General features: G+C 63.8%; 26 protein-coding genes. 10 read left to right on the top strand and 16 right to left on the bottom strand.

What is annotated here, in order from left to right; genetic code table 11:
- The first annotated feature begins 36 nt into the window (after positions 1-36).
- On the top strand, positions 37-693 hold the full coding sequence (locus RNZ50_08065) for a metalloregulator ArsR/SmtB family transcription factor (GenBank protein MDT8854974.1): 657 nt from the start codon (positions 37-39) through the stop codon (positions 691-693).
- Between the two features lie 51 nt (positions 694-744).
- On the opposite strand, the gene RNZ50_08060 is transcribed toward RNZ50_08065, so the two are convergent.
- From RNZ50_08060 to RNZ50_08050, 3 genes are read right to left on the bottom strand one after another with little or no spacing between them, the layout of a single operon-like run.
- Entirely contained in the window at positions 745-1,596 is an 852-nt protein-coding gene (locus tag RNZ50_08060; protein ID MDT8854973.1) for a hypothetical protein, read from the bottom strand.
- A 17-nt stretch (positions 1,597-1,613) separates the two neighbouring features.
- Positions 1,614-2,339 (bottom strand): HupE/UreJ family protein, encoded by a 726-nt coding sequence (locus tag RNZ50_08055; GenBank protein MDT8854972.1) that lies wholly within the window; start codon positions 2,337-2,339, stop codon positions 1,614-1,616.
- Between the two features lie 55 nt (positions 2,340-2,394).
- Positions 2,395-2,688, bottom strand: coding sequence for a hypothetical protein (locus RNZ50_08050; GenBank protein ID MDT8854971.1), 294 nt, complete (start codon positions 2,686-2,688; stop codon positions 2,395-2,397).
- Between the two features lie 130 nt (positions 2,689-2,818).
- Here RNZ50_08050 and RNZ50_08045 point away from each other — a divergent pair, with 130 nt between their 5' ends.
- On the top strand, positions 2,819-3,076 hold the full coding sequence (locus tag RNZ50_08045; GenBank protein MDT8854970.1) for a metal-sensing transcriptional repressor: 258 nt from the start codon (positions 2,819-2,821) through the stop codon (positions 3,074-3,076).
- A gap of 1 nt (position 3,077) precedes the next feature.
- Positions 3,078-4,292 (top strand): MFS transporter, encoded by a 1,215-nt coding sequence (locus tag RNZ50_08040; protein ID MDT8854969.1) that lies wholly within the window; start codon positions 3,078-3,080, stop codon positions 4,290-4,292.
- Here the strand turns inward: RNZ50_08040 and istB are convergent.
- The 4 genes from istB to RNZ50_08020 form a co-directional block, all read right to left on the bottom strand.
- The gene (gene istB, locus RNZ50_08035; GenBank protein ID MDT8854968.1) at positions 4,227-4,988 is read right to left on the bottom strand and encodes an IS21-like element helper ATPase IstB; all 762 of its coding nucleotides are present in this window, start codon (positions 4,986-4,988) and stop codon (positions 4,227-4,229) included. The two genes, RNZ50_08040 and istB, sit on opposite strands and share 66 nt — an antisense overlap.
- Positions 4,989-5,000: 12 nt before the next feature.
- On the bottom strand, positions 5,001-6,539 hold the full coding sequence (gene istA / locus RNZ50_08030; GenBank protein MDT8854967.1) for an IS21 family transposase: 1,539 nt from the start codon (positions 6,537-6,539) through the stop codon (positions 5,001-5,003).
- A gap of 444 nt (positions 6,540-6,983) precedes the next feature.
- Entirely contained in the window at positions 6,984-7,448 is a 465-nt protein-coding gene (gene cueR, locus RNZ50_08025; protein ID MDT8854966.1) for a Cu(I)-responsive transcriptional regulator, read from the bottom strand.
- Between the two features lie 13 nt (positions 7,449-7,461).
- Positions 7,462-9,963, bottom strand: coding sequence for a heavy metal translocating P-type ATPase (locus RNZ50_08020; GenBank protein MDT8854965.1), 2,502 nt, complete (start codon positions 9,961-9,963; stop codon positions 7,462-7,464).
- A 168-nt stretch (positions 9,964-10,131) separates the two neighbouring features.
- Here RNZ50_08020 and RNZ50_08015 point away from each other — a divergent pair, with 168 nt between their 5' ends.
- The gene (locus RNZ50_08015) at positions 10,132-10,320 is read left to right on the top strand and encodes a heavy-metal-associated domain-containing protein (GenBank protein MDT8854964.1); all 189 of its coding nucleotides are present in this window, start codon (positions 10,132-10,134) and stop codon (positions 10,318-10,320) included.
- 26 nt (positions 10,321-10,346) lie between these two features.
- A complete protein-coding gene (locus RNZ50_08010; protein ID MDT8854963.1) occupies positions 10,347-10,775 on the top strand; it encodes a DUF305 domain-containing protein in 429 nt (142 codons plus the stop codon).
- A gap of 68 nt (positions 10,776-10,843) precedes the next feature.
- Here the strand turns inward: RNZ50_08010 and RNZ50_08005 are convergent, their stop codons facing one another.
- From RNZ50_08005 to RNZ50_07975, 7 genes are all read right to left on the bottom strand, one after another.
- A complete protein-coding gene (locus tag RNZ50_08005; protein ID MDT8854962.1) occupies positions 10,844-11,260 on the bottom strand; it encodes a hypothetical protein in 417 nt (138 codons plus the stop codon).
- Between the two features lie 15 nt (positions 11,261-11,275).
- The gene (locus tag RNZ50_08000) at positions 11,276-11,686 is read right to left on the bottom strand and encodes a hypothetical protein (GenBank protein ID MDT8854961.1); all 411 of its coding nucleotides are present in this window, start codon (positions 11,684-11,686) and stop codon (positions 11,276-11,278) included.
- Positions 11,683-12,396, bottom strand: coding sequence for an ABC transporter ATP-binding protein (locus tag RNZ50_07995; protein ID MDT8854960.1), 714 nt, complete (start codon positions 12,394-12,396; stop codon positions 11,683-11,685). Before RNZ50_07995 ends, RNZ50_08000 begins: the two co-directional genes overlap by 4 nt.
- A gap of 1 nt (position 12,397) precedes the next feature.
- Positions 12,398-13,531, bottom strand: a complete 1,134-nt coding sequence (locus RNZ50_07990) for an ABC transporter permease (GenBank protein ID MDT8854959.1) — start codon at positions 13,529-13,531, stop codon at positions 12,398-12,400.
- Complete coding sequence (locus tag RNZ50_07985) at positions 13,528-14,688, bottom strand: efflux RND transporter periplasmic adaptor subunit (GenBank protein ID MDT8854958.1); 1,161 nt, start codon at positions 14,686-14,688, stop codon at positions 13,528-13,530. The genes RNZ50_07990 and RNZ50_07985 overlap by 4 nt, the downstream gene beginning before the upstream one ends.
- A complete protein-coding gene (locus RNZ50_07980) occupies positions 14,685-15,251 on the bottom strand; it encodes a TetR/AcrR family transcriptional regulator (protein ID MDT8854957.1) in 567 nt (188 codons plus the stop codon). The genes RNZ50_07985 and RNZ50_07980 overlap by 4 nt, the downstream gene beginning before the upstream one ends.
- Positions 15,252-15,731: 480 nt before the next feature.
- Positions 15,732-16,028 carry a PRC-barrel domain containing protein gene (locus RNZ50_07975; protein ID MDT8854956.1) on the bottom strand — a complete coding sequence of 99 codons (297 nt, stop codon included), beginning with the start codon at positions 16,026-16,028 and terminating at the stop codon, positions 15,732-15,734.
- A 192-nt stretch (positions 16,029-16,220) separates the two neighbouring features.
- Here RNZ50_07975 and RNZ50_07970 point away from each other — a divergent pair, with 192 nt between their 5' ends.
- Positions 16,221-17,429, top strand: a complete 1,209-nt coding sequence (locus tag RNZ50_07970) for a bifunctional alpha/beta hydrolase/OsmC family protein (GenBank protein MDT8854955.1) — start codon at positions 16,221-16,223, stop codon at positions 17,427-17,429.
- On the opposite strand, the gene RNZ50_07965 is transcribed toward RNZ50_07970, so the two are convergent.
- Positions 17,426-17,884 carry a DUF1772 domain-containing protein gene (locus RNZ50_07965; protein MDT8854954.1) on the bottom strand — a complete coding sequence of 153 codons (459 nt, stop codon included), beginning with the start codon at positions 17,882-17,884 and terminating at the stop codon, positions 17,426-17,428. The genes RNZ50_07970 and RNZ50_07965 overlap by 4 nt on opposite strands.
- A 452-nt stretch (positions 17,885-18,336) precedes the next feature.
- On the opposite strand from RNZ50_07965, the gene RNZ50_07960 reads away from it, so the two are divergent.
- Positions 18,337-19,773, top strand: a complete 1,437-nt coding sequence (locus RNZ50_07960) for a hypothetical protein (protein ID MDT8854953.1) — start codon at positions 18,337-18,339, stop codon at positions 19,771-19,773.
- Positions 19,774-19,795: 22 nt separating this feature from the next.
- On the top strand, positions 19,796-20,452 hold the full coding sequence (locus tag RNZ50_07955; protein MDT8854952.1) for an NAD(P)H-dependent oxidoreductase: 657 nt from the start codon (positions 19,796-19,798) through the stop codon (positions 20,450-20,452).
- Positions 20,453-20,686: 234 nt separating this feature from the next.
- Here the strand turns inward: RNZ50_07955 and RNZ50_07950 are convergent, their stop codons facing one another.
- Positions 20,687-21,619, bottom strand: a complete 933-nt coding sequence (locus RNZ50_07950) for an IS5 family transposase (GenBank protein MDT8854951.1) — start codon at positions 21,617-21,619, stop codon at positions 20,687-20,689.
- A 406-nt stretch (positions 21,620-22,025) separates the two neighbouring features.
- Here RNZ50_07950 and RNZ50_07945 point away from each other — a divergent pair, with 406 nt between their 5' ends.
- Positions 22,026-22,247 carry a hypothetical protein gene (locus RNZ50_07945; protein MDT8854950.1) on the top strand — a complete coding sequence of 74 codons (222 nt, stop codon included), beginning with the start codon at positions 22,026-22,028 and terminating at the stop codon, positions 22,245-22,247.
- Between the two features lie 12 nt (positions 22,248-22,259).
- Positions 22,260-22,808, top strand: a complete 549-nt coding sequence (locus tag RNZ50_07940) for a hypothetical protein (protein ID MDT8854949.1) — start codon at positions 22,260-22,262, stop codon at positions 22,806-22,808.
- Positions 22,809-22,839 lie beyond the last annotated feature (31 nt).

Here is a 22,839-nt window from a genome sequence, read left to right as displayed (position 1 = left end):
TTATCGCTTGAATGATGTAATATCGGGAGCCTCCCCATGTCAATCAGCCCCAAGGCCGCACTGCTGGAGGAATACGCGGTGGTCGCCCACGCGCTTTCGGCGCCTGCAAGGCTGACTCTGCTGGAGCAGATCGCACAAGGCGAACGCGGGGTAGAGGCTTTGGCCGACAAGACCGGCCTCTCCATCGCCAATGCCTCGCAGCATCTTCAGGCGCTGCGCCGCGCCGGGCTGGTCACCAGTCGCCGTGAGGGAAAGTCCGTGATCTACCGTCTGAGCGATGCAAGGACGCTGGCGCTGATGGACCTGATCCGCGTGGTGGCGGAACGCAATCTCGCACAGGTCGAGCGTATCCTGCGTGGGCTGGCGGATGGCGCTGATGCCCCCGAACCCGTCAGTCGCGACGTTCTGGCTCTGCGGATGGCCGAAGGCTCGGTCACGATCCTCGACGTCCGTCCAGCAGATGAGTTCGCGATGGGGCACATTCCCGGTGCGCGGAATGTCACGCTGGCTGATCTTGAGGGCATTGCTGAAACGCTCGACCCCGGCACCGAGATTGTAGCCTATTGCCGCGGTCCTTACTGTGTCTATGCACATCAGGCCATCACAGCACTGCGCAAGCGGGGGCTGCAGGCCCGTCGGCTGGAGGGTGGACTACCAGAGTGGCGCGCGGAGGGGCGGTTGGTGCACGCGTGATCATCGGCGCCCCTCCGACAGTTTTTTGACCCGATTTACAGATCCAATCGCTCACGGAGTCTTCAGGTTGGTGTACTCCCCACCCGTGCGCAGCGTCACTGTCACCGGCGCGTCAGAGCGGTTGCGCCAGAACCAACCGTGGTTGCCAGTGAAAGCCGCGACGAGGTCGCCCGTCTGTTCCGGCACGGCGCGGCCTTGCTCGTAGCTTGTGTTCTGCCCGCTGCCGTCGCCGTGCAGGTCGAAGTTCACCACACCGCCGTTCGCGGTCCAGGCGAAACGGGCAACTTGGCCTTCCTCCATTGCGAGTTTCACCTCAATCCCCTCGCCGGGGTTCAGGGTGTAGCTCACCTCGTCGCGCCATTCAGGGGCAGTTGCCGCAGCAACAGCCGCTTCTACGGCATCGGGAGTTGGAACGGCTGTTTCCGCTGGCACAGGATCGGCCACGATCGGGGCTTCGGCCGGGGGTTCGGCCGGGGGTTCGGGCAGGCTTGGGGGCGTGCCGATCACCGCCGCGATGGCGGCAAGCTGCGCATCGATCCGGTCTAGGCGCTGCAACACCTCCGTGGGGATTGCCGCACTGGTTTGTGCCGCTGCAGCCGAGGTCGCTGCCGCAGGGGCAGCTATGGCCTGCGCGTCGGCCTCTGCCTCGGCGGCAAGTTGGCTTTTGATCTCGCCCATCTCGGTTAGGCCCGTGAGCCCGCCAACGCCTGTCGGGTCGATGCCGTATTCGGCGGGCAGCCAGAACAGGACGAGGATAGCGCCCGCCGCCCCCGCCGCAATCAGGGTGGAGCGGATCAGGCCGCCCGGAGTGGCCGGGACCGATTGCACGCCTGATGATGGTGCGGCCGTCGCACGGGGTTCTGCCCGCAGGGGGGCTTTCTGGATATCAAACCGGTTTGTCATTGGATTGTGCCCTCCCTTCAGGCGACGAAATAGCCGGTGATCTGCAGGCCCATCAGGGCAAAGCCAGCCACCATCATCAGGACATTCGCGGCATAGGCTTGCCGCGCGAAGGCGGGGCGCGCCCGCCATTGGGTCATCGCGAGCAGGATGACCGCCAGCGCCATAAGCTGGCCAAGCTCGACGCCGACGTTGAACGCGACCAGGTTGCCGAGCAGGCCATCGGGCGAGATTTCGTATTCCTGAATTTTGGTCGCAAGGCCGAAGCCGTGCAGCAGGCCAAAGACCAGCGTCGCCGCCTTGGTGTTCGGCTGCACCCCGAACCACAACCTAAATGCGCCGAGGTTATCCAGCGCCTTGTAGACCACGGAAAACGCGATGATCGCGTCGATGATGTAGGCGTTGATCGAGATGGACCACCAGACACCGGCGATCATCGTGACCGAATGGCCGATAGCAAAGATGCTGACATAGGTGGCGATGTCCTTGGACCGGTAGAGGAAGAACACCACACCGGCGAGGAACAGGAGGTGATCATAGCCCGTCACCATGTGCTTGGCGCCGAGGTAGATGAAGGCGATGGGGCGAAAGCCCGTCACCTCTTGCACATAGCCCGCGTCGCCTTCGGTGACGGCATGGGCAAGAGCCGCGCCCGTGAACGGGAGGCAGGCGAGAAAGGTGCCAAGAGCAGCAAAGGCTGGCCATAGCACAGGTGGGCGCAGTAGTGCCCGTGAACTTGGGGTCATGTTGAAGATCCTGATTGATGAAGCTGTGATGCCGCCCGCGGGTGCAGGGGGCGGTTCAGATCATCGTCAGGCGGGGTGGTCGTCGCGGGCCTTCGCGGATGGTGCCAACGGAAACCATGGTATCAGGGCGCAGCTTGCGCTCCGGGGAAGTGTGGACCTCGGCCCCGGGTGCAGCGAGCACGGCCGCGCTGACATGGTCATGATCACCAGAGTCGTGATGGGCGCTCGGCATCTGATGGGAATGGCCGTGCGCGGCATGAAACTCGCGATGGTCAGCCTCAGCCACCATCGCCCCGGGGCCATGCTTGACGGCCTCGATCGCAGGCGCTGCAGCCAATGACAGTGCCATGACAATGGCCGCACACAGCGACCAAATCCTGCCCCATCCTGAAACCCGCGCCTGCATCATCCAGCCCTTCGGGGATTGCCTCCCCTGTTTCCTGCTTGCCTGATCCCCCAGGGGGGGATAGCCTCCCTTTATGTCAGAACCTCATATCCATGCAAGCCACCCTGCCATCGCCACCCGGCTGAAACGCGCCGAGGGGCATCTGCGCCGCGTGATCGGCATGATCGAGGAAGGGCGGCCCTGCGTGGATCTGGCCACGCAGCTTCACGCCGTTGAACGCGCGGTTGCCGAGGCGAAGCGGGCGCTGATCCACGACCATATCGACCACTGCGTCACGGCCGGGGGCGAGCACGACCTCGCCGAAATCAAATCCCTGACGAAGCTGCTGTAAGATGCTGAACACCCTTCGCGACCCGACCTTCCGCCATCTGTTCGCAGCCCAACTCGTGGCGCTGGTGGGAACGGGCTTGGCGACTGTGGCCCTCGGTCTCCTGGCTTGGCAGCTTGCAGGTGACAATGCAGGCGCAGTGCTGGGAACGGCGCTGGCGATCAAGATGGTGGCCTATGTGACGCTGGCCCCGGTGGCTGCGGCCATCGCAGAGCGCCTGCCGCGACGCGCGTTTCTGGTGGCGCTCGACCTGATCCGGGCGGGCGTGATCGCTTTCCTGCCCTTCGTGACGGAAGTCTGGCAGGTCTATCTGCTGATCTTCGCCCTGCAGGCGGCGTCTGCCGGGTTCACCCCGGCGTTTCAGGCGGTGATCCCCGATGTTCTGAAGGACGAGGACGATTACACCAATGCGCTGTCCCTGCTGCGGCTGACTGAGGATCTGGAACAACTCGCCTCGCCCATGATCGCAGCACTTTTGTTGACAGTTGTCAGCTTCCCGATGCTGTTTGCAGGCACTGTCGTGGGGTTCGTGGCCTCGGCCTTGCTGGTTATGACCGCGCGTCTACCAGACCGGGTACAGAGGGAGGATAACCATTTCTGGGCAGACGTGACCAAAGGCATCCGCATCTACACCCGAACGCCCCGGCTGCGCGGGCTGATGGTGATGGAGGCCGCCGTCGCCGCCGCCGGGGCGATGATCTATGTGAATACAGTCGTGCTGGTGCAGGCACGGCTGGGTCTGGGCGAGGAATCCGTCGCGCTGGCGTTTGCGGGTTTCGGAGCGGGGTCAATGCTGGCTGCGGTCTTGCTGCCCCGCATGCTTGAGCGACTGGAAGATCGACCCGTGATGATCGGAGGCGCTGCACTGATGGTCGCGGGAGTGGCGCTGGTGCCGCTCGTCGGCGGCCTTGCCGCGCTGATCGCCCTTTGGGCCTTGATCGGCTTCGGCTTTTCGCTGACCCAGACACCCATCGGGCGCATCATCAACCGTTCCGCACGCGAGGCCGACCGGGGCGCTGTCTTCGCCGCACAATTTGTGCGGATTTCGCGGAGAATGGGCGCTGATTTCGCGCGATCGTGGGCACGCGTTTCGCGCCATTCTGGGCAGTCATTTCACGGGATCGTGGGCAGGCTGGCCGACGCTTTCATGGAGTCAGGCTTGAACGATTTGGTCAAGCTTTTTTGTGACGGCGGAGCGCCTGCGCAGGCTTTCACCTGAGAGGGTGAGGCGGTGTGCGTTGTGAACGAGGCGGTCGAGGATGGCATCTGCGAGCGTTGGGTCGCCGATGGCTTCGTGCCACTGGTCAACGGGGAGTTGGCTTGTGACGATGGTGGAAGCGCGGCCGTGGCGGTCTTCGAGGATTTCCAGCAGGTCACGGCGCTCCGGGGCGGTGAGGACGGCGAGGCCCCAATCGTCAATGATCAGCACATCCATGCGGGCGATGGTTTTGAGGATGCGTTCATGGCGGCCATCGCCACGGGCCAGAGCAAGGGCCTCGAACATGCGCGGCGCACGTTGATAGAGGACGGGCCGCCCATCCCGGCACGCCTTGTGGCCAAGGGCGCAGGCGATCCAGCTTTTGCCCAAACCGGTCGGCCCGGTTATCAGCAGGTTCTCGTGCCGGGCGATCCAGCCGCCATCGGCAAGATGCGCCATGACACTGCGGTCAAGACCACGTGGGCTGCGCAGGTCCAGATCCTCGACGCTGGCATCTTGGCGCAGAGCCGCAAACTTGAGCCGGGAGGCCAGTTTCTTGGTGTCGCGCTCTGCAGCCTCGCGGTCGACCAGCAGGCCGAGACGCTCTTCGAACGAGAGGGCGTCGAAGGCGGTTGACCTGCGTTGTTCTTCGAGCGCCGATGCAATGCCGGTCAGGCCGAGCGCCAACAGTCGGTCGTGGGTGGGATGGGTCAGCATTTTAGTCCTTTCTCAATGGTAATAGCTGCCGCCACGAATGTTGGCGTGCTGGAGGGGGGCGACCTCTTCGGAGCCTTCCAGGAAGGCGCGATCGAGGCCGGTCTTGAGGATCGAACGAATGGAGGTGACGGTGCGGGCCCGGATGGTCACACCCCGCTGGCAGGCCGCATCAACGCGCTCCGGCCCATAGGTTTTGACCAAGGCCAGCACACCCAGGCAGGTGCGGAACCCCTGTTCAGGATGGGGGCGGTCAGCCATCACCATCTCGCAAAAGGCGGCGACGGCGGGGCCGGTCTTGGTTGCCTGCGCCAGCATTCTGGCCGGGGTCCATTCGGCAAAGCGACGATGGGCCGATGGCATATGGTCGGCCACGGTGACATGGCTGCGCCGCCCCGGGGTGCGCACGTGGCTCGCAACCCTCTGACCACGATGGAATATCTCGACCGTCTGGCCGCTTGTGCGAACATCGACCTCTTGTTTGATCAGCGCGAAGGGCACGGAATACCATGAGCTGTCGACCTCAACGTGATAGTCGGGTGCCACGCGGGCGCGCTTCCAGCGGGCGAAGACATAAGGTTCGGGCGGTAGGGGCTGAAGATTGGGCCGATCCAAAGTGGCAAACAGATCGGCGCGGCTGGCGCCATAGCCGCGCATCACGCGCATGTTCAACTCGTCCAGCAGCCGCCGGATCGCCACGTTCAACTCGGCCAATGAGAAGAACCGGTGGTTCCGCAGCCGCGCCAGAATCCAGCGTTGTGCCACTTGGACAGCCACTTCCACCTTCGCCTTGTCCCGGGGTTTGCGCGGCCGGGCGGGCAGAACGGCGGTGCCATAATGCGCCGCCATCTCGGCATAGGTCCGGTTCAGCCCCGGATCAAACCGGTCTGCCTTGATCACGGCGGACTTCAGATTGTCCGGAACCACCGCCTTTGGCACGCCGCCCAGAAAGGCGAACATCCGGATATGCGCGAGGATCCAATCTTCCAACCCCTCCGATGCCACCGCCTCGGCATAGGTGTGATTCGATGCCCCCATTGCCGCCACGAACAGCTTCATGGCCCGCGCTTCGCCGGTCGTGGGGTCGATCACGTCGATGGTGTCGCCGGCAAAGTCGACGAACACCTTCTCGCCGCCCACATGTGTCTGGCGCATCGTCGGGCGCACCCGACCCTTCCAAGCCTCGTAATGCGTGCAAAACCAAGTATAGGCAAAACCCCCGGGGTGCGCGGCACGGTATTCTTCCCAGAGCAGCATCCGCGTCACCCCAGGGCGGCGCAACTCGCGGTCAATCTCCGCCCAGTCGGGCACAAGCCGCTCCGCGTCCGGCACCGTGGGCGGGGCTGGAAACAAAAGAAGTTCAAGGCTGTCGTCATCGATCCCCTCCGGCAAGGGCCACGTGAGCCCGGCATGACGCGCCCGTTGGGTGTAGCTTCCGACGCTCCCCTTGCTCAGACCGAGGGAAGCGGCAATGGACCGCTCGCTCAGGCCTTGCCCAAGCTTCAATCGCAAAACATCTCGTATCCGGCGCATGTTCAATCGTCCTGTCGGCATCAAGCCACCCCTTCATTCCTGAAGGCGCAACTATCCTCAATTTGCCGACCAGACCTGCCCGCGATCCCGCGAAATCAGTGCCCAGCTTCACGCGAAATGACTGCCCATGATCCCGTGAAATCGATGCCCACCATCAAGCGAAACACGCACACAATTTGCGCTCAGCCACGCCTGCTGGCTGGTGACCTACCCGCTTGCGGGCTGGGTCGGGGCAAGTGCTGGGATGGGCACGGCCGCCCTGGCCTTGGCCGCCATAGGCGCTCTCGGGCTGATGGCAGTTTTGCGCATCTGGCCTGCAGAGGATCAATCGGTTTTGGCTCACGATCATCCGGACTTGCCAGCGGATCATCCCCACTTGGCCGAACACGGTTCTCATCATGCCCATCCTGTTGTCATCGACGATCTCCACCGTCGATGGCCAAAGGCTGCCTGATTGCGGCTTGCTCAGTCAGCCGACCGCCGCTGCTCCGGTTGCCCGCGCTTCTGCCCGCTTGGCCGTGCAACACTCGGCATCTGGCTTGGCCCGTTGCCGAGGTCGGCGAGGATGGGGCAGTCTGGCCGATGGTCGCCACAGCAGGCGTCTGCAAGGTGCTGGAGCGTTTCCTTCATCGCCTGCATCTCGGCGATCTTGCGTTCCAGCCCGTCGATCTGTTCCTGAGCCAGACGCTTGACGTCGGCGCTGTGGCGGGATCGGTCGCGCCACAGTGCCAGCAGTTCCTCAATCTTTTCGACTGGAAAGCCCAGATCGCGTGACCGGCGGATGAAGCGCAGCATCTGCACCTCGGTATCGGAATAGACGCGGTAGCCAGACCCCGATCGCCCCGCTGTCGGGATCAGGCCGGTGGATTCGTAATAGCGGATCATCTTGGCCGACACGCCGGAGGCTTTGGCTGCTTCACCGATGTTCATGGGTTGGGCTCCTTCAAGCCGGAGTGGGGGAATAGCGGCGCAGACGCAGCGCGTTACCAAGGACAAAGACTGATGACAGCGCCATGGCACCGGCGGCAAAGACCGGGGACAGAAGGATGCCGAAGGCGGGCCACAGGACACCCGCCGCCACCGGGATGAGGGCCGCATTGTAGGCAAAGGCCCAGAACAGGTTTTGCCGGATGTTGCGCATCGTGGCCTTTGACAGCGCTATGGCATCCGGCACTGCGGTCAGCCGCCCCGTCATCAACACGACATCCGCCGCTTCGATGGCGATGTCGGTGCCAGTGCCGACGGCAAGCCCCACATCCGCTTCGGCCAGGGCCGGGGCGTCGTTGATGCCGTCACCGACATAGGCGAGCGGGCCGAAGGCCTTGAGCCGTTTCACTGCGGCCACCTTGCCGTCAGGCAGCACCTCGGCCACCTTGCCGTCAGGCAGCACCTCGGCCACCACCTCGTCAATGCCCAACTGCCGGGCGATGGCCTGCGCCGTGCGGGCGTTGTCGCCGGTGATCATCGCGACTTTGAGGCCAAGCGCATGCAGCGCGCGGATGGCTTGCGGTGTGGTTTCCTTGATCGGATCGGCCACGGCCAGGATCGCCGCCAGCCTTCCGTCAATTGCGGCATAAAGAGGCGACTTGCCCTCGTCGGCCAGTCTCGCTGCCACCTCCGCAAAGGCGGCCACATTCAGACCGAGTTTCAACATGTACCGGTCCGCGCCGATTTCGACCCGCACGCCGCCTGCCAGCGCCTCGACGCCGTAGCCCGTCAGCGACGCAAAGCCAGTTATATCCGGCAGCGTCAGACCCTCTTCAACAGCCGCCGCCACGATGGCGCGGGCGATCGGGTGTTCGGACTTCGCCTCGACCGACGCGACAGCGGCCAGCACGGGGGCACGGTCAAAGCCGGGGGCAAGGTGCAGGTCGGTCAGACTGGGCTTGCCCTCGGTCAGCGTACCGGTCTTGTCGAACGCCACGACACGCACCTCCTGCAAGGCTTGCAGCGCCTCACCCTTGCGGAACAGCACGCCAAGTTCAGCCCCACGCCCGGTGCCGACCATGATGGATGTCGGCGTGGCAAGGCCCATCGCACAGGGGCAGGCGATGATCAGCACGGCCACCGCGTTCACAAGTCCAAAGGTCAGCGCAGGATCCGGGCCAAAGATCAGCCAGACGGCAAAAGTCAGCGCGGCCAATGCCATCACCGCGGGCACGAACCACATGGTGATCCGGTCCACCAGCGCCTGAATGGGCAGCTTGCCGCCCTGCGCCGCCTCGACCATGCGGATGATCTGCGCCAGCATGGTCGCCTCACCCACCGCCGTTGCGCGGAAGGTAAAGGCGCCGGTCTGGTTGACCGTGCCGCCGGTGACGCCGCTGCCGGGGGTCTTTTCGACGGCCATGGGTTCGCCCGAGATCATGCTCTCGTCGATCCAGCTTGTGCCGTGAGTCACAGCACCATCTACCGGCACCCGTTCGCCGGGGCGCACTTCAACAAGATCACCGGGCTGAACCTCGGCGATCGGCACGTCAATGGCAGCACCGTTTCTGACCACACGTGCAGTCTTGGCCTGCAACCCGACCAGCCGTTTGATCGCCTCGGATGTGCGGCCCTTGGCGCGCGCTTCCAGATACCGGCCCAGCAGGATCAGAGTTACGATCACCGCGGCCGCCTCGTAATACACGTTCACCGTGCCCGATGGCAGCAGACCGGCAGCAAAGGTCGCGACCAGCGAGTAGCCATAGGCGGCGGAGGTGCCGACCGCCACAAGGCTGTTCATATCGGGCGCAAACCGCGCCAGTGCAGGGTAGCCCTTTATGTAGAACCGCCGTCCCGGCCCGAGCAGGACCGCCGTTGTCAGCGCGAACTGCAGGTACCAGCTGTTCTGCATGCCAATAGTGTTCATCACCGCCATGTGGACCCACAGGAACAGATGCGACCCCATTTCCAGCAAGAACACGGGCAAGGACAGCGCCGCCGCAATCAACAGATCGCGCTTCAGGGTGGCTTCCTCGGCCGCCTTGCGGTCCACCACCTCTCCGGACATGGCAGACGCCGACACCGCCAGCCGCGCATCATAGCCAGCTCCCTCGATGGCACGGATCAGGGCCGCAGCATCAGCTTGGCCGATCACATGCGCCCGTTCGGTCGCGAGGTTGACCGTGGCCCCCGTCACGCCCGGCACCGCTTTAAGCGCTCGTTCCACCCGCGCGACGCAGGAGGCACAGGTCATCCCTTCAATAGCAAGATCGATGGGGGACGAAGCGACGTCATAGCCCACGCCCTCGACAGCCTTGACCAGCGCCGCGCGGTCAAGGTCGGGGCCAGTGATTTCTGCGCGTTCGGTGGCCAAGTTGACCGAAGCCTGCGCTACCCCCGGCACGGCCTTCAATGCACGCTCCACCCGACCGACGCAAGACGCACAGGTCATGCCTTCGACGTCTAGGACGACCTTTGATTGCAGGCTGGGCTGCATATCTTTGGGGTTGATGTTCATTGCGGACCACCTTTGCGGCTACGTTCCGCCCACCCAGATAGGCCTTCCCATGATGGTAAGGTCAATAGGCTTGGCAAAGAAATCTAATCACGGCCTTGTGCTCTTGACCTTACAACCGTTGGAAGCCCTATCTGTCACTGAATGAGGCAAGATCCCGAAGGAGTGTCTATGCAATTCCATATCGAAACCATGACCTGCGGCGGTTGCGCGCGCGGCGTCACAAAGGCCATTCAATCCGTCGATGCAACGGCTGAGGTAAAGGCCGATCCCGCAACACGCACCGTTGACGTGACCACGACCGCGCCGCGTGAGCGGTTAGCGGCAGTGCTGACCGATGCCGGCTTCGCGCCTGCGTAAAAACACATACCAAGACAGGGAAGATGATGATGAGAAAACGGAACCTCGCGCTGATCGCTGGCGCAGTCGCAATCGCGGGCGGGCTGGCTTTGGCCCAAACGACGATGGACCATTCGAACATGGACCATTCCGGCATGGCCGGGATGGAAGGCATGGGCATGATGAACCACGCTTCCATGATTCCGCCCGAACTGGCCGACAACCCGGCGGTGCAGGCCTATGCGGCCGCGATGGATGTGATGATGAAGGACATGATGATCCCCTACACCGGCGATGCTGATGTGGATTTCGTCAAGGGTATGATCCCGCACCATGAGGCCGCTGTGGCGATGGCGAAGGTGCAACTGGAATTCGGCACAGACCCCGAAATCCGCGCCCTGTCCGAAGCCGTGATCGCGGCACAGGAAACCGAGATCGCGCAGATGAACGCCTGGCTTGCCGCAAAAGGCATGTAGCGACATCGGCACGGGCAGGTGTGTTTCTCACCAGCCCGTGCCAAAGCGGCAGAAAATCACGAAAAGTATCAGGCCGCTTCATAGCGCGAGAAGGTCGAGGCATTGCCATCCCGTCCGATCAGGTGGACGTCAATAATCCGCGCAATGTGCGGGTCGCAGTCGGTGATGTGCGTGGCAAAAATCGCGCCCAGTACCGGGTTCGAGGTGGACTCTACGGTGAACGCGACGGCCTTCGGCCGTGACCCCCCACGTTGCAGACCCGGATGCGCGCGGGCGAGGTGACCAGCGTTTGCGAGGCTGACATGGACGCCGACTTTGGCCGATATCGACTGACGTTTCGCCGCGCAGAGCGGGCTCTGCGGTTGACGATCGACGCCGACGGTCGGATGCTGACGCGCGCCACGTTTCCCATGGGCGCCCCGAAGGGTGGCCGCACTACACCCACCGACTGAGCACAACAGGCTTTGACCATTGGTTGAAACCACACGGGCTTCGCAACCTCAAAGTCGCGCTGATCCGAGCACGGCTCCGCGCCGCAGGTAAACCGCGATGCCGATCCAGACCGCCGCGCGCAGGGTCATGGCACCGATCGTGCGCAACTCATAAGCCCCGCCCATCAGGATGTGCAGGCCGAGCAGCGCAAAGACCGTGAGGATGGCGAGGGCCAGCGCGATGGCCAGCGGCCCGGCCCAGGGTTTGGGCAGGGCGATCCCGATCCCGGCCAGCACATAGGCAAAGCCGGAAAGGAAATTGAACCACAGAACGAAAGGCACCGCGTTGCCGACTGCGGCCTGCGCCGCCGGGTCGCCGAACAGCGCCCGGCCCCCCGACAGGATGGTCAGCGCGCCGAACACGACAGCGATGCCCGCTGCGACCGTCAGGCCCGTTGATCTGGTTGGTGTCGTTGTCATGCCGCATCTCCCTTGTTGTCTTCAAGGCGCCCATCGCGCAGGTGAAACAGGCGGTCGAACCGGTCGAGGATCTTTTCGTCATGGGTCACCGCGATGATGCAGGCGTCTTGTTCGGCAGCCAGCTTGCGCAACAGGTCCATCACGATGCCCGCGCGCTTGCTGTCCAGTGCGGCGGTGGGTTCATCGGCGAGGATGATGCGCGGGCTGTTGGCCAGCGCGCGCGCAATCGCCACGCGTTGCGCTTCGCCCCCCGACAACAGGGCGGGCATGGCGCGGGCGCGGTTGCCAACCTCCAGATAGTCCAGCAACTCTTGCGCGCGGGCCTGCGCCTGTGTGGCGGTCTTGCCAGCCAGTTGCAGCACCAGCGCGACGTTGTCGGTGGCATTAAGGAACGGCAACAGGTTGTGGGCCTGAAAGATGAACCCGATCTTGTCGAGCCGCAGGCGGCGCAGATCACCGCGCAGCCATTTGTTGTCATAAACCATCTCGCCATCAAGGCTGACCTGACCTTCCGACGGGTCGATGATGCAGCCGATGATGTTCAAAAGCGTTGTCTTGCCCGACCCTGACGGGCCCAAGAGCGCCACCACTTCGCCCGCATGCACCGTCAGATCGAGGTTGCGCAAGGCGTCAACCCGCGCGTCTCCGTCGCCATAGTGCTTGGCGACCCCCTTGATGTCCACGATCACCCGGCGACTGTCATCCAGCATCTCAACCCCCCAAAGCGGTGGCAGGGTCCACCTTCAATGCAGCCCGCACGCCAAGACCCGAGGCCAGCACGCAGACGATCAGGATGATCCCGGTCAGGGCCAGCGCGTTGACCGGCTCCAGCAGAACGCGGCGGGGAAAGTAGTCCTTGACCGTCAGGATCAGCCCAAGCCCCAGCGTCAACCCGACCGCCCCGAGCGCCACCGATTGCTGCACGATCAGCCCGATGATCACCCGGTCGGGCGCGCCGATCAGTTTCAGCGTGGCGATCTGTTTCAGTTTCTCCATTGTCATGGTGTAGATGATCAACGCGATCACCACCGCCGACACGGTCAAGAGGATGCCAAGGAACAGCCCGATCTGCTTGCGCGCCTTGTCCACCACTGACTGGATCAGGATGTCTTCCTGCTCGGCTTGGGTCAGGGCCGACAGGTGTTTCCACTGCCGCACGGTATGGGCGACGCTTTGCGGGTCCACCGAAGGGTCCAGCCGGGCGATCACCGCCGCAACCGTGGCTCCGCTGACAGCACTGCCACCACGTGCCGCCTGCACCCGGGCGGCGGGCGGGGCAAGCTGGGTCTGCAGGACCTGCGCATCGGCCAGCGTCAGGAACACCGCAGGGTCACCGCCCGAGTTCATCGTGTCGCGCACCAGCCCGACCACGGTGAAGCGGTTGCGCCCCAGAACGAGGGTGTCGCCCAGTGTCAGGCCGGTCTTGGCGTCAGCCACCATCTCAAAATGGCTGGCCTCCAATCCGTGCCCTTCGATGATAGATTGCGGTCCGCCCAGACGCCCGCGTTCGTAGCCGATCACATACAGCCGCAGCGTGCCACCTTCGAACGGCGCCTCGACCGTCTGATAGGTGATGCTGCCCGCCTGCGCCACGCCGTGCAAGCGCGCCACCGCATCGCGGGTATCATTGGGGATCTTCGACGCCTCGGCAAAGGGGCCTTGGGTTTCCGCCTCGACCACCCAGAGGTCGGCCTGCGGGGCCTTCACGATATTCAGCGCATCGGCAACAAGGCCGTTGTAGATGCCCATCATCGCCAGCACGACGGTCATCAGCAGCCCCAGCCCGAGGCAGGTCAGCAGAAACCGGAACAGGTTGTGGCGCACGTCGCGAAACGCAAGGTTCATGGCGCATCCCCTGTGATGCGGGCCAGCCGACCCTCGGTCAGGCCCTTCACCGGGCTGGCGACGATTTGCGCGCCGTCGGGCAGGTTTGAGACGACCTCGACCCGCGCATCCTCGGTGCGGTGGCCAAATGTCAGCATCACCTGGGCTAGCCGCCCGTCCTGCAGGGTCCAGACCCGGCCTTGATGGCCGTCAAACCCCTGAATGGCGATCTCTGGCACCAGAAGGCTGTCGGTCAACGTGGCGGTGGTGATGCGGACCTCGGCCTGTTCGCCCAGAAACACCTGCGTAGGGCAATCGGTGCAGCTGACCCAGACCCGGCGTTCCTCGTTCACACGGTCGCTTTCAATGCCGATGCGGGCGACAGTGCCGGTGAACACATCATGCGGCAGCGAGCGCAGCCTGATCTCGGCGGGCTGACCCAAGGCCAAGTCCCCGGCGCGACCTTCGTCGATGTAGGTCTGCAGCCAGATCGTCGTGGGGTCCATCAGGGTAAAGATCACATCGCCCGCGCGCACCACCGTGCCGGCCTCGGCGTGGCGCTGCACGATCACGGCATCAAAGGGGGCGGTCAGCGTGTGATGGGCGAGCAAGGTCTGCTCATACAGCAACGCCGCGCGGGCGTCGGCGGCCTGCGCGCGGATCACGGCAACATCGCTTTGCGCGACCGTCAGTTCGGCGGCGGCGACTTCGACATCGCGTTGTGCCTCCTCGGCCGAAGTCACGGCGATGGCGCTGCGTGCGGCCAGTGCCTGCTGTCGGGCATTGGCCGCAGTGCGCTGTGCCAGCACGGCGCGGGCGCGGGTGACGGTGGCCTCGACCTTCAGGATCGCGGCATCCGCCGCAGCCACGGCCGCTTCGGCCCGTGCGACGCGGGCCTGTTGCTGCGATGACTGCAGGACGGCCAGAACCTGCCCGCTGGCCACTGCGTCATTGCTGTCCACCCGCAGATCCGACAGGGCCGCCCCGACCTCGAACCCGATCCTTGACACGATCCGCGCCTCGACAGTGCCCAATCCGTAAACCCGCACCGGTGTGGTTGGCGACGCTGTGACCACGGGCACGAACACAGGCCGCTCGGTCAGAAAGAACCAGCCGCCGACGGCAACAGCCCCCACAGCAGCAAGTACGAGGATCGTGCGTGTTGTCAGGAAGCTCATGTTGTGGACTCCGAAGAAGCCTGCGGTCGGAACAGGTCGATCTGACAGGCAAGCAGGCGGCCGCCCTCGTCCTCCAGCGAAAAGGCGCGCTGGCCCAGCGACCAGCGGATCGCCACCCCCTGAACGAGTGAAATCAGCAGGATAGCGGCGTCTTTGGGCACCAGATCGGCGCGAAACTCGCCCTGATCGCGACCCTCGGTCAGGGCGTCAGTCAGCAGGGTCTGAAACTGCGTCATCAAAGCGAGGAACTGTGCGCGCAGGGCAGCGTTTTCAGTGTGCAATTCGCGCGAATGCAGAATAGCGGGGATGGCCGGGTGCGCCGCGATCTGACGCAACTGAACCGCGATCAGGGCCGTGACCCGATCCGGCGGGTGAACGTTGCCCGCCAACACGCCCTCCCACGCCGCTGTCATGGTCTGGGCAATCCGCGCTGCCACAGCCAGCCAGAGATCCTGCTTGGTCGGAAAATGGCGAAATATCCCCGGTTGCGTGACACCAACCGCCTTGGCCACCGCCGCCGTCGTCAGCCGATCCGGCCCCAACTCGTCGGCGAGCCGAAGCATGGTTGTCACGATTTCGGCTTTGCGATCCTCTGCCGATTTCCGCACACGCATGAAAACGCACTCCATCTAGTTAGTTAACGATAACTCACTAGATGGCAGTCGCGTCGCCATGTCAACGTCAGACGATGAAAGGCGGAGCGATTGTGCAGACAGAATGGCTGGATTGCGGTTCGGGTTGTGCTTTGACCGTCCAGGATCACAGCGGATCGGGCCATCTGATCTGGCGGTGGGTGCTTCTTCACGACGCTGCAGTCGGCACACCGCTGCAGAGAACCCTGCAACCCGACACGCGAGTTGAGGCGTCGACCGCTAATGCGTTCCAAACGCCAGAACCGTCCCGCCAGACCGAGATCGGGGCTGGCGGGACGCGCTCCACTTCAGTCCGGTTCAGTCCGGCGCTGTCGGGTTATGCCGGGTGGGGCTGCTTTCATCGACCAGACCGGCGCGGCATACCTTTCAGAAAGTCTTTCCCGTTCCTGTTCAGTGCCGATGCTCCGGCAGGTCCTTGACCTGTTCCTTGGTCCAGGTCGTGACGGCGTGGACAGTGCCATCCTCATCCCGCATGAAATTTAGCTGGCTTGATGCAAGGGCAACGGGTTTCGACCCGATTCCGAGAAATCCACCGACATCCACGATCACCCGCGTTTCGACACCCATGCCATGGACGTGGGCGACGGTGCCGATCCTTTCGTCGGACGGCCCGTAAATGACCGCATCCATCAGGTTTGCCTCGTTCAACTCGGCGGCCTGAAGCGCCGTGTGTCGAGTGTGATCCATTGGTTCGTCTCCTTGGTGAGAGCAGGATGCTCCATATCTCAACGCGGGATCGCCTTCCTCGTTCCGGCGCGCACGAAGGTCGGCTTGCCCTAATGCGGGCGTCACCATAGCGTGAGGACGGCATTGAAATGTTGCGGTGCGGTCAGGCTGCGACCAGCCTGCAGAAATCGCGCCCATCGCACAGGAGACCCGATGCCGACCGAACGCTTTACCTTCGCCGGACACGGTGGCCACGACCTTGCCGCGCGGCTTGACTTGCTCGACGGGCCGCATCTTGCGACGGCGATCTTTGCGCATTGCTTCACCTGCTCAAAGGACATCCACGCCGCCCGCCGCATCGCGGGCAGGCTGGCGATGATGGGGATCGCAGTGTTGCGGTTCGACTTCACCGGTCTTGGCCATTCCGATGGCGAGTTCGAGAACACGCATTTCACATCGAATGTCGAGGATCTGGTTCTGGCGGCCAAGGCGCTGTCCGCGCGGGGCATGCCGCCGCAGATGCTGATTGGCCACTCGCTTGGCGGGGCAGCGGTGCTGAAGGCGACCGCGCAAATCCCCGGCATCCATGCGGTGGTCACGATTGGCGCGCCGTTCGATCCGTCGCATGTCGCGCACAGCTTCGCCGATGCCCTGCCCGCGATCCGCCGCGATGGGTCGGCCGAAGTCAGCCTCGGCGGGCGTCCGTTCCGCATCGGGCAGACCTTCGTGGACGACATTTCGCAAGGCAATCTGGCCCCAGCGATTGCGGGGCTGCACGCGGCGCTGCTGGTTTTGCATGCCCCGCGCGACGAGGTGGTGGGCATCGATAACGCGACCGAGATCTTCCGCGCGGCAAAGCACCCGAAGAGTTTTGTCACTCTCGACACCGCAGATCACCTGATCACCCGCGCCGCTGACGCTGACTACGCGGCGAACATTATTGCGGCCTGGGTGCAGCGGTATCTGTCTCTCGAACCGCCCGCACCGCCGCCGGACGTACCCGAAGGCATCGTGCGGGTGTCCGAGGCCGATGCGAACGGGTTCCTGCAGGACATACATTCTGGCCCGCATCACGCGCTCGCCGACGAGCCGAAGTCGTATGGCGGCACTGATCGCGGGATGTCGCCCTACGGTTTTCTGGGGGCCGGGCTGGGGGCCTGCACGGCTATGACGATCCGGATGTACGCGCGGCGCAAGAACTGGGCCCTGACCCATGTCAGCGTCGATGTCAGCCACACCAAGGTGCACGCGCAAGATGCCGATGCCCTGAGCCCTGCAAAGCTCGATACCTTCCACCGGGTCATCCGGCTGAAAGGGGATTTGACACCCGACGAACGCGCCAAGCTGCGCGAGATCGCCGATAAGTGCCCGGTTCACCGCACATTGGAGCAAAGCGCCAGAATATCGACAGAACTCGTCTAGGTTTTTGACTGATCAGGCCGGGCAAGCGCCAGCAGATAGAACACAACCGCAGCCAGTGAAATCGCCGTACGGCCGCCATGGGTCAGGCCCCAGTATTCGATGAGTGCGCGGCTTTCCGGGCCAGCCGCATCGGCGAATATGGCAAGCAAAGCGGCGTTCGTGGGGGCGATCACGACAAGGGTCCACGGCCAGTTGGCGAGCATCAAAAGCCCGCCCGCGCCCAAGCGCCAATCGCGCAGCCTCCACCATGCGGCAAGGCCCGCAACTCCGGCTGCGATGGTCAGCGAGCCTTGCAACGCAAAGCCTACACCGAAGCTGACCTTCCATTGTTCCAGCATCGGCATGTCAGCCAGAGCAAGGCGCGCAGGCTGTTCGGCGAGGTTGATGTAAAGGGCGATCCCGAAGAAGGTGGCAGCAAGCATCAGGGCCAGCGCGGGCAAAAGGCGCGTGGCCATTTACCCACCCCCATCCGTGCAAGTAACCGATCCTTGCGGATGAACTGATGATAGAGCGCGGCTCCTACACGCAGCGCCAGAAGCGCACCCATCAGCAAGGCCATCGCTGCGTGACCATAGCGCGGCGCGAAATCTCAGAAGTCCGGCAAGGGGCCGGGTGAGTTGCCGAACAGGATATCGCCCGCGCCCGACAGCACCATCAGCGCGATCCCTGACCCGCCAGCCCAAGGATGGCCACATAAAGCAACCCGTGAACGCCTTTGGCAGCCATCGCCTACACATGGGGCACCCCGGCCGGTTCCTCCGGCTTCTTGTCGGCAATGGTGCGTAGACGGCAGGGCCGTTTGGCTACCCGCTGCAATTGCCAGAATGCCCGTGATATCGAAGCAGCGTCGGCGTTTCACTCCGAACTGGCCGCTGCTAGTGTGGGCCCGAATTGACACGGATTTCCAATGGCATCGAAGACCACCCTGAATGCAAAAAACCTCGAGACGCTGGGTGCAGAGCGCCTGGCAGAACTGCTGATCGAAATCAGCACCGGATCGGCGGTGGCCAAGCGGCGGCTGCGGCTGGAACTTGCGGGCGCGCAAAGCCCGAAAGAGGCAGCGCGAGAGGTGGCAAAACGTCTGACCAGCATCGCGCGGGCGCGCAATTTCGTGAACTGGCATAACCGCAAGCCGCTGGTCACTGATCTGGAAAGCCAGCTGCGTGCGATCAAGGAGCAGATCGCACCCGCGGACCCGAACGAGGCGCTTACGCTGACCTGGCGTTTCATGCAGGTCGCCACGCCTCTGTTCGAGCGCTGCGACGACAGCAGCGGCATTGTCATCGGCGTGTTTCACGATGCCTGCGAGCTGTTGGGCGAGATCGCACTTGCAGCCGGAACGCCTCCCGAGGCGTTGGCCGATGCGGCAGTCGAGGCTTTGCGCGACAATGGCTACGGCCAGTATGACGGCCTCATCGCCATCCTGACCCCGGCACTGGGGGCCGAGGGGCTTGCCCATCTCAAGGGGCGCATCGAGGCGCTGGCGGCGACCCCGGTTCCCGTGCCGCCGAAGGGAGAATGGGAGGCGGTGGGCTATGGCAGCGGCGGCGCCACCTATGCGCATCAGATGGAAGAACGCGCCCGGCAAAGCCTGGTGCGGATGGCGCTGAAGGACATTGCCGATGCAATGGGCGACGTGGACGCCTTCATCGCCCAATACGATCCCGCCACGCGCAAGGTGCCGAAGATCGCTGCGGAGATTGCGGTGCGGTTGCTGGCCGCTGGCCGGGCAGGGGACGCGTTGGGGTTTCTGGAGCGGGCCGAGTTTCGCGATCGCGCTTGGGTGCCCGAGGAATGGCAGGCGGCCAGGCTGGATGTGCTGGAAGCGCTAGGCCGGTCGGACGAGGCGCAAGTGTTCCGGTTGGAGTGCTTTCACCGCAGCCTCGCCCCTGATCATCTGCGCGCCTATCTGAAGCGCCTTGCGGATTTCGACGATGTCGAGGCCCAGGAGCAGGCTATGGCCCATGCCATTGCCTACCCTGAGCCCCTTTCGGCACTGCATTTCCTGATCCACTGGCCCGCGCTGGGCCGGGCGGCGCAGTTGGTCCAGCACCGGTTCGACGAGTTGGACGGTGACCGCTACGAAATCCTGACCCCGGCCGCCGAAGCACTGTTGGCGCGCTATCCGCTGGCCGCCTCGCTGGCATTGCGGGCGATGATCGACTTCACGCTGAACGCCGGAAGATCGAGCCGCTATCAGCATGCAGCACGGCACCTTGCAGAGTGTGAAGCGTTGGCCAGCCAGATCGAGGACTTCGGGACGGTCGAACCTCATGCGAACTATGTCGCCCGCTTGCGCCGGGACCATGGCCGCAAGTCCGGCTTTTGGGGGCATTTTGCATGAGCCTTTGCAAGGGAGGGTGTCCATGCCGTTGACCCTGCTCGTTTTCCTCGGGTCGATCCGCGACACCTCACCGCCGCGCCCGGCCCGGTTGGGCTTGCGCGTGGCACGGGCCTGTGTAGCTAGGCTTGCGGCCGACGGCCATGAGGCCGTTCTGATCGACCCACTCGACATCGACCTGTCCGGATCGTTCAAGCCGCATTTTTCCTATGCGAAGGGTAAAGCGCCCGAAGCCCTTGAGGAACTGGCACGGAAGATCGACGCGGCCGATGGCTATGTGATGGTCAGCCCAGAATACAACCACTCCATGAGCCCGGCCCTTGCGCATCTGCTGAACCACTTCGGCAGTTCTCTCTATTCCTACAAGCCAAGCGCAATCGTGACCTATTCCGCTGGCCAATGGGGCGGGGCGCGGGCTGCGGTGAACATGCGCACGTACCTGTCGGAGTTGGGCTGTCTTCCGGTTTCGGCGATGATCCATCTTCCCAAGGCGCAGGAAGTGCTCAATGAAGCGGGTGGTTACGAAACGGATGTCGACGCTGCCCAGTGGGATGGATACCTTGGCCGCACCTTCGCGCAACTGGCGTGGTGGGCGCTGGCGGCCCGCCGTCAGCGTGAGGTCGGCAGCGCAGACCAACCCGCCGCGTTCGCTCGCGATCCGTCAGAGCGCAATGCGCCTTGATGTCGGGCAAAGACCAGCCCGAATAAGATGGAAAGTCAGCTGCAACTTTGCTGACCCATCTGTTTTCGGAACATCAACCGTCGGTCCTGTTTAACGCGCTTCAAGGTTTTGTTGGGCCGAGAGCGATTCCCAAGAGGCTTGGTTTGCGATTCCTCCTGTTCTGGAGGATCACTCTTTCGGGGCTCTGTTGCACAAATCGGGTGACAGACAGATCTCCCCTTTCCCTGGACAGACTCATCCCACGGCTTCAGTGACGGGTATACCGAGCGCCGTGAAGCCGTTCAGCACGGCTACACGGACCTGAAACTCGGCGACCTGACGGTCAAAGTCCCGCGCCATGAGGCGCTGACCCAGCAATTTGACGCAGTGCATCTTCGTCTCGACGCGGCTTCGGCGGTGATAACCGCTCCATCGTCGCCAGATGGTTCGGCCGAAGCGTTTCGACGCGCGTAGGGCTTCGTTGCGGGCGATTGCCCCGGGGGTGTCGGGCTTCCATGGCTTGGCGTTCTTGCGGGGCGGAATGATGGCGGCCGCACCGCGGGCGGCGATGGCGTCGTGACACTTGCGTGTGTCGAAGGCGCCATCAGCGGTGACGCTGGCGATCTCCTGATCGGGCGGGATCTGGTCGAGCAGTTCGGGCAGCATCGGCGCGTCACCGACATCGCTGGTGGTGAACTCGGCTGCGCGGATTTCCAGTGTTTTCTCGTCTATCCCGATGTGAATCTTGCGCCAGACCCGACGTTTGGTGCCGCCGTGCTTGCGCGCATTCCATTCACCTTCGCCTTCAACCTTGATCCCGGTGCTATCGATCAGAAGATGCAGCGGGCCTTGCGAGCCGCGGTGGGGGATGTTGACCTTCAGGGTCTTCTGGCGACGGCTCAGCGTGCTGAAATTGGGCACAGCCCAATCCAAATCGATGAGCCCCAGCAGGCTTTCGACGAAGCCAGTCGTCTGTCTGAGCGCCATGCCAAACAACACCTTGATGGTCAGGCAGGTCTGGATCGCGGCATCGCTATAGTCAGGCTGTCGGCCGCGCTTACCTGTCGGCGCAGCCTCCCAGATCATGGCGGTATCAAACCAGATCGTCAGCGAGCCGCGGCGCTTCAGCGCTTCGTTATAGGCGGGCCAGTTCCTGGTCTTGTAGGCGGGGGGTATGGGTCTGCTCATGCCGTCCAGCTACCACGCTGGATTCACAAGATGAATCCCTCACGGGATTTGTGCAACAGAGCCCTCTTTCGGAAGGCGCCTGTCTGCCGCTATTCGAGACCGCTTCCGGGGCCTTCTTGATAAAGGCTTAAGCGGGCGGGAGGCCGCGCGGCGTTTGGCCGGATCAGTCTGCGCGCGCTATTCGGGATCTGCCTTTGCGGTATCAATCCTGCCCTCGGGCACTGTGGCAATGCGCTTGGTTGCGATCGCCTTGCGCGCCGCCGCCTCCGAGACCCCGCGCTGCGCGGCATAGCTTCGCCGGGGCACTCCCTTTCTGACCGAAACCTCATATTTTCAGTGACTTAGGAGTTGCTCTCTTTTGGGACCGTGCGCTGTCTGCAGCCATTGCAACGCAACGGAGACCGCCATGAAGATCGCAACCAAGCCTCTGACGAACCACGAAGAATTCTGCCTCAAGAACGCCGCGCACTTTGTCGCCGCCCGCGGCCGGACGCCCGCCACTCGCACGCGCGCGCAATTCGCGACCCTGCCCGAGGCGCAGGCTTACGGCACCGCGATCGGCGACGGCCGCACCATGATCTACGCGGTCACAACCCTCGGGCTTTGCGCCCACATCACCAACGCCTGAAGGAACGAACCCATGAAAACCAAGGCCCTCACCGCCGCGCAGATCGACACGCTTGCCCAGCGCATTTCCGAAACCCCGATCGAACCGGCCGCCAGCGCAAAGAAGGCGGGCGACAACTTCGCCCGCTTGCTGGCGGCAAGGATCGGCGCCGAGCGCGCCGCCCTTGCGTTTACGTCGATCCTGACGGCCGATACCTTCGATCAGGCCGAGGCCCGACTGACCTTGGTGCTGGAATACGGCAACCCCGATTCTGCGGGTGAGCCAGTTCCGGCGCCCGTCGACGAACCGAAGGCCGCGCCCGCCCCGGTTGTCGGCAAGCGGCAAGCCATCCGCGATCAGGCTCAAACCGGCGCGCTGCCGCCCGCGCCGGATTTTTCCAAACCGACCCACGCCCGCTTCCGCGCCAAGCTGGCCCAGATCGTAGCCTTGGCCGAGGCAGGCGACATCGCCGCCCTGCAGGCTTTCGAGATCAATCCGGTCTCGTCCAGCCCCAAGGCCATGGCCCGCTACCGCGACCTTTGCGTAATCGCCATTACTGCCCGCGCGCAGGTGCCAGCATGAAGATCACCCACGAATTCTGCCCCGGCGATCG

The organism is Paracoccaceae bacterium Fryx2 (assembly GCA_032334235.1).
Taxonomy (GTDB): domain Bacteria; phylum Pseudomonadota; class Alphaproteobacteria; order Rhodobacterales; family Rhodobacteraceae; genus JAVSGI01.
The sequence above is the reverse complement of the archived record's forward strand: the minus strand, read 5'-3'. Positions and strand labels throughout refer to the sequence as shown.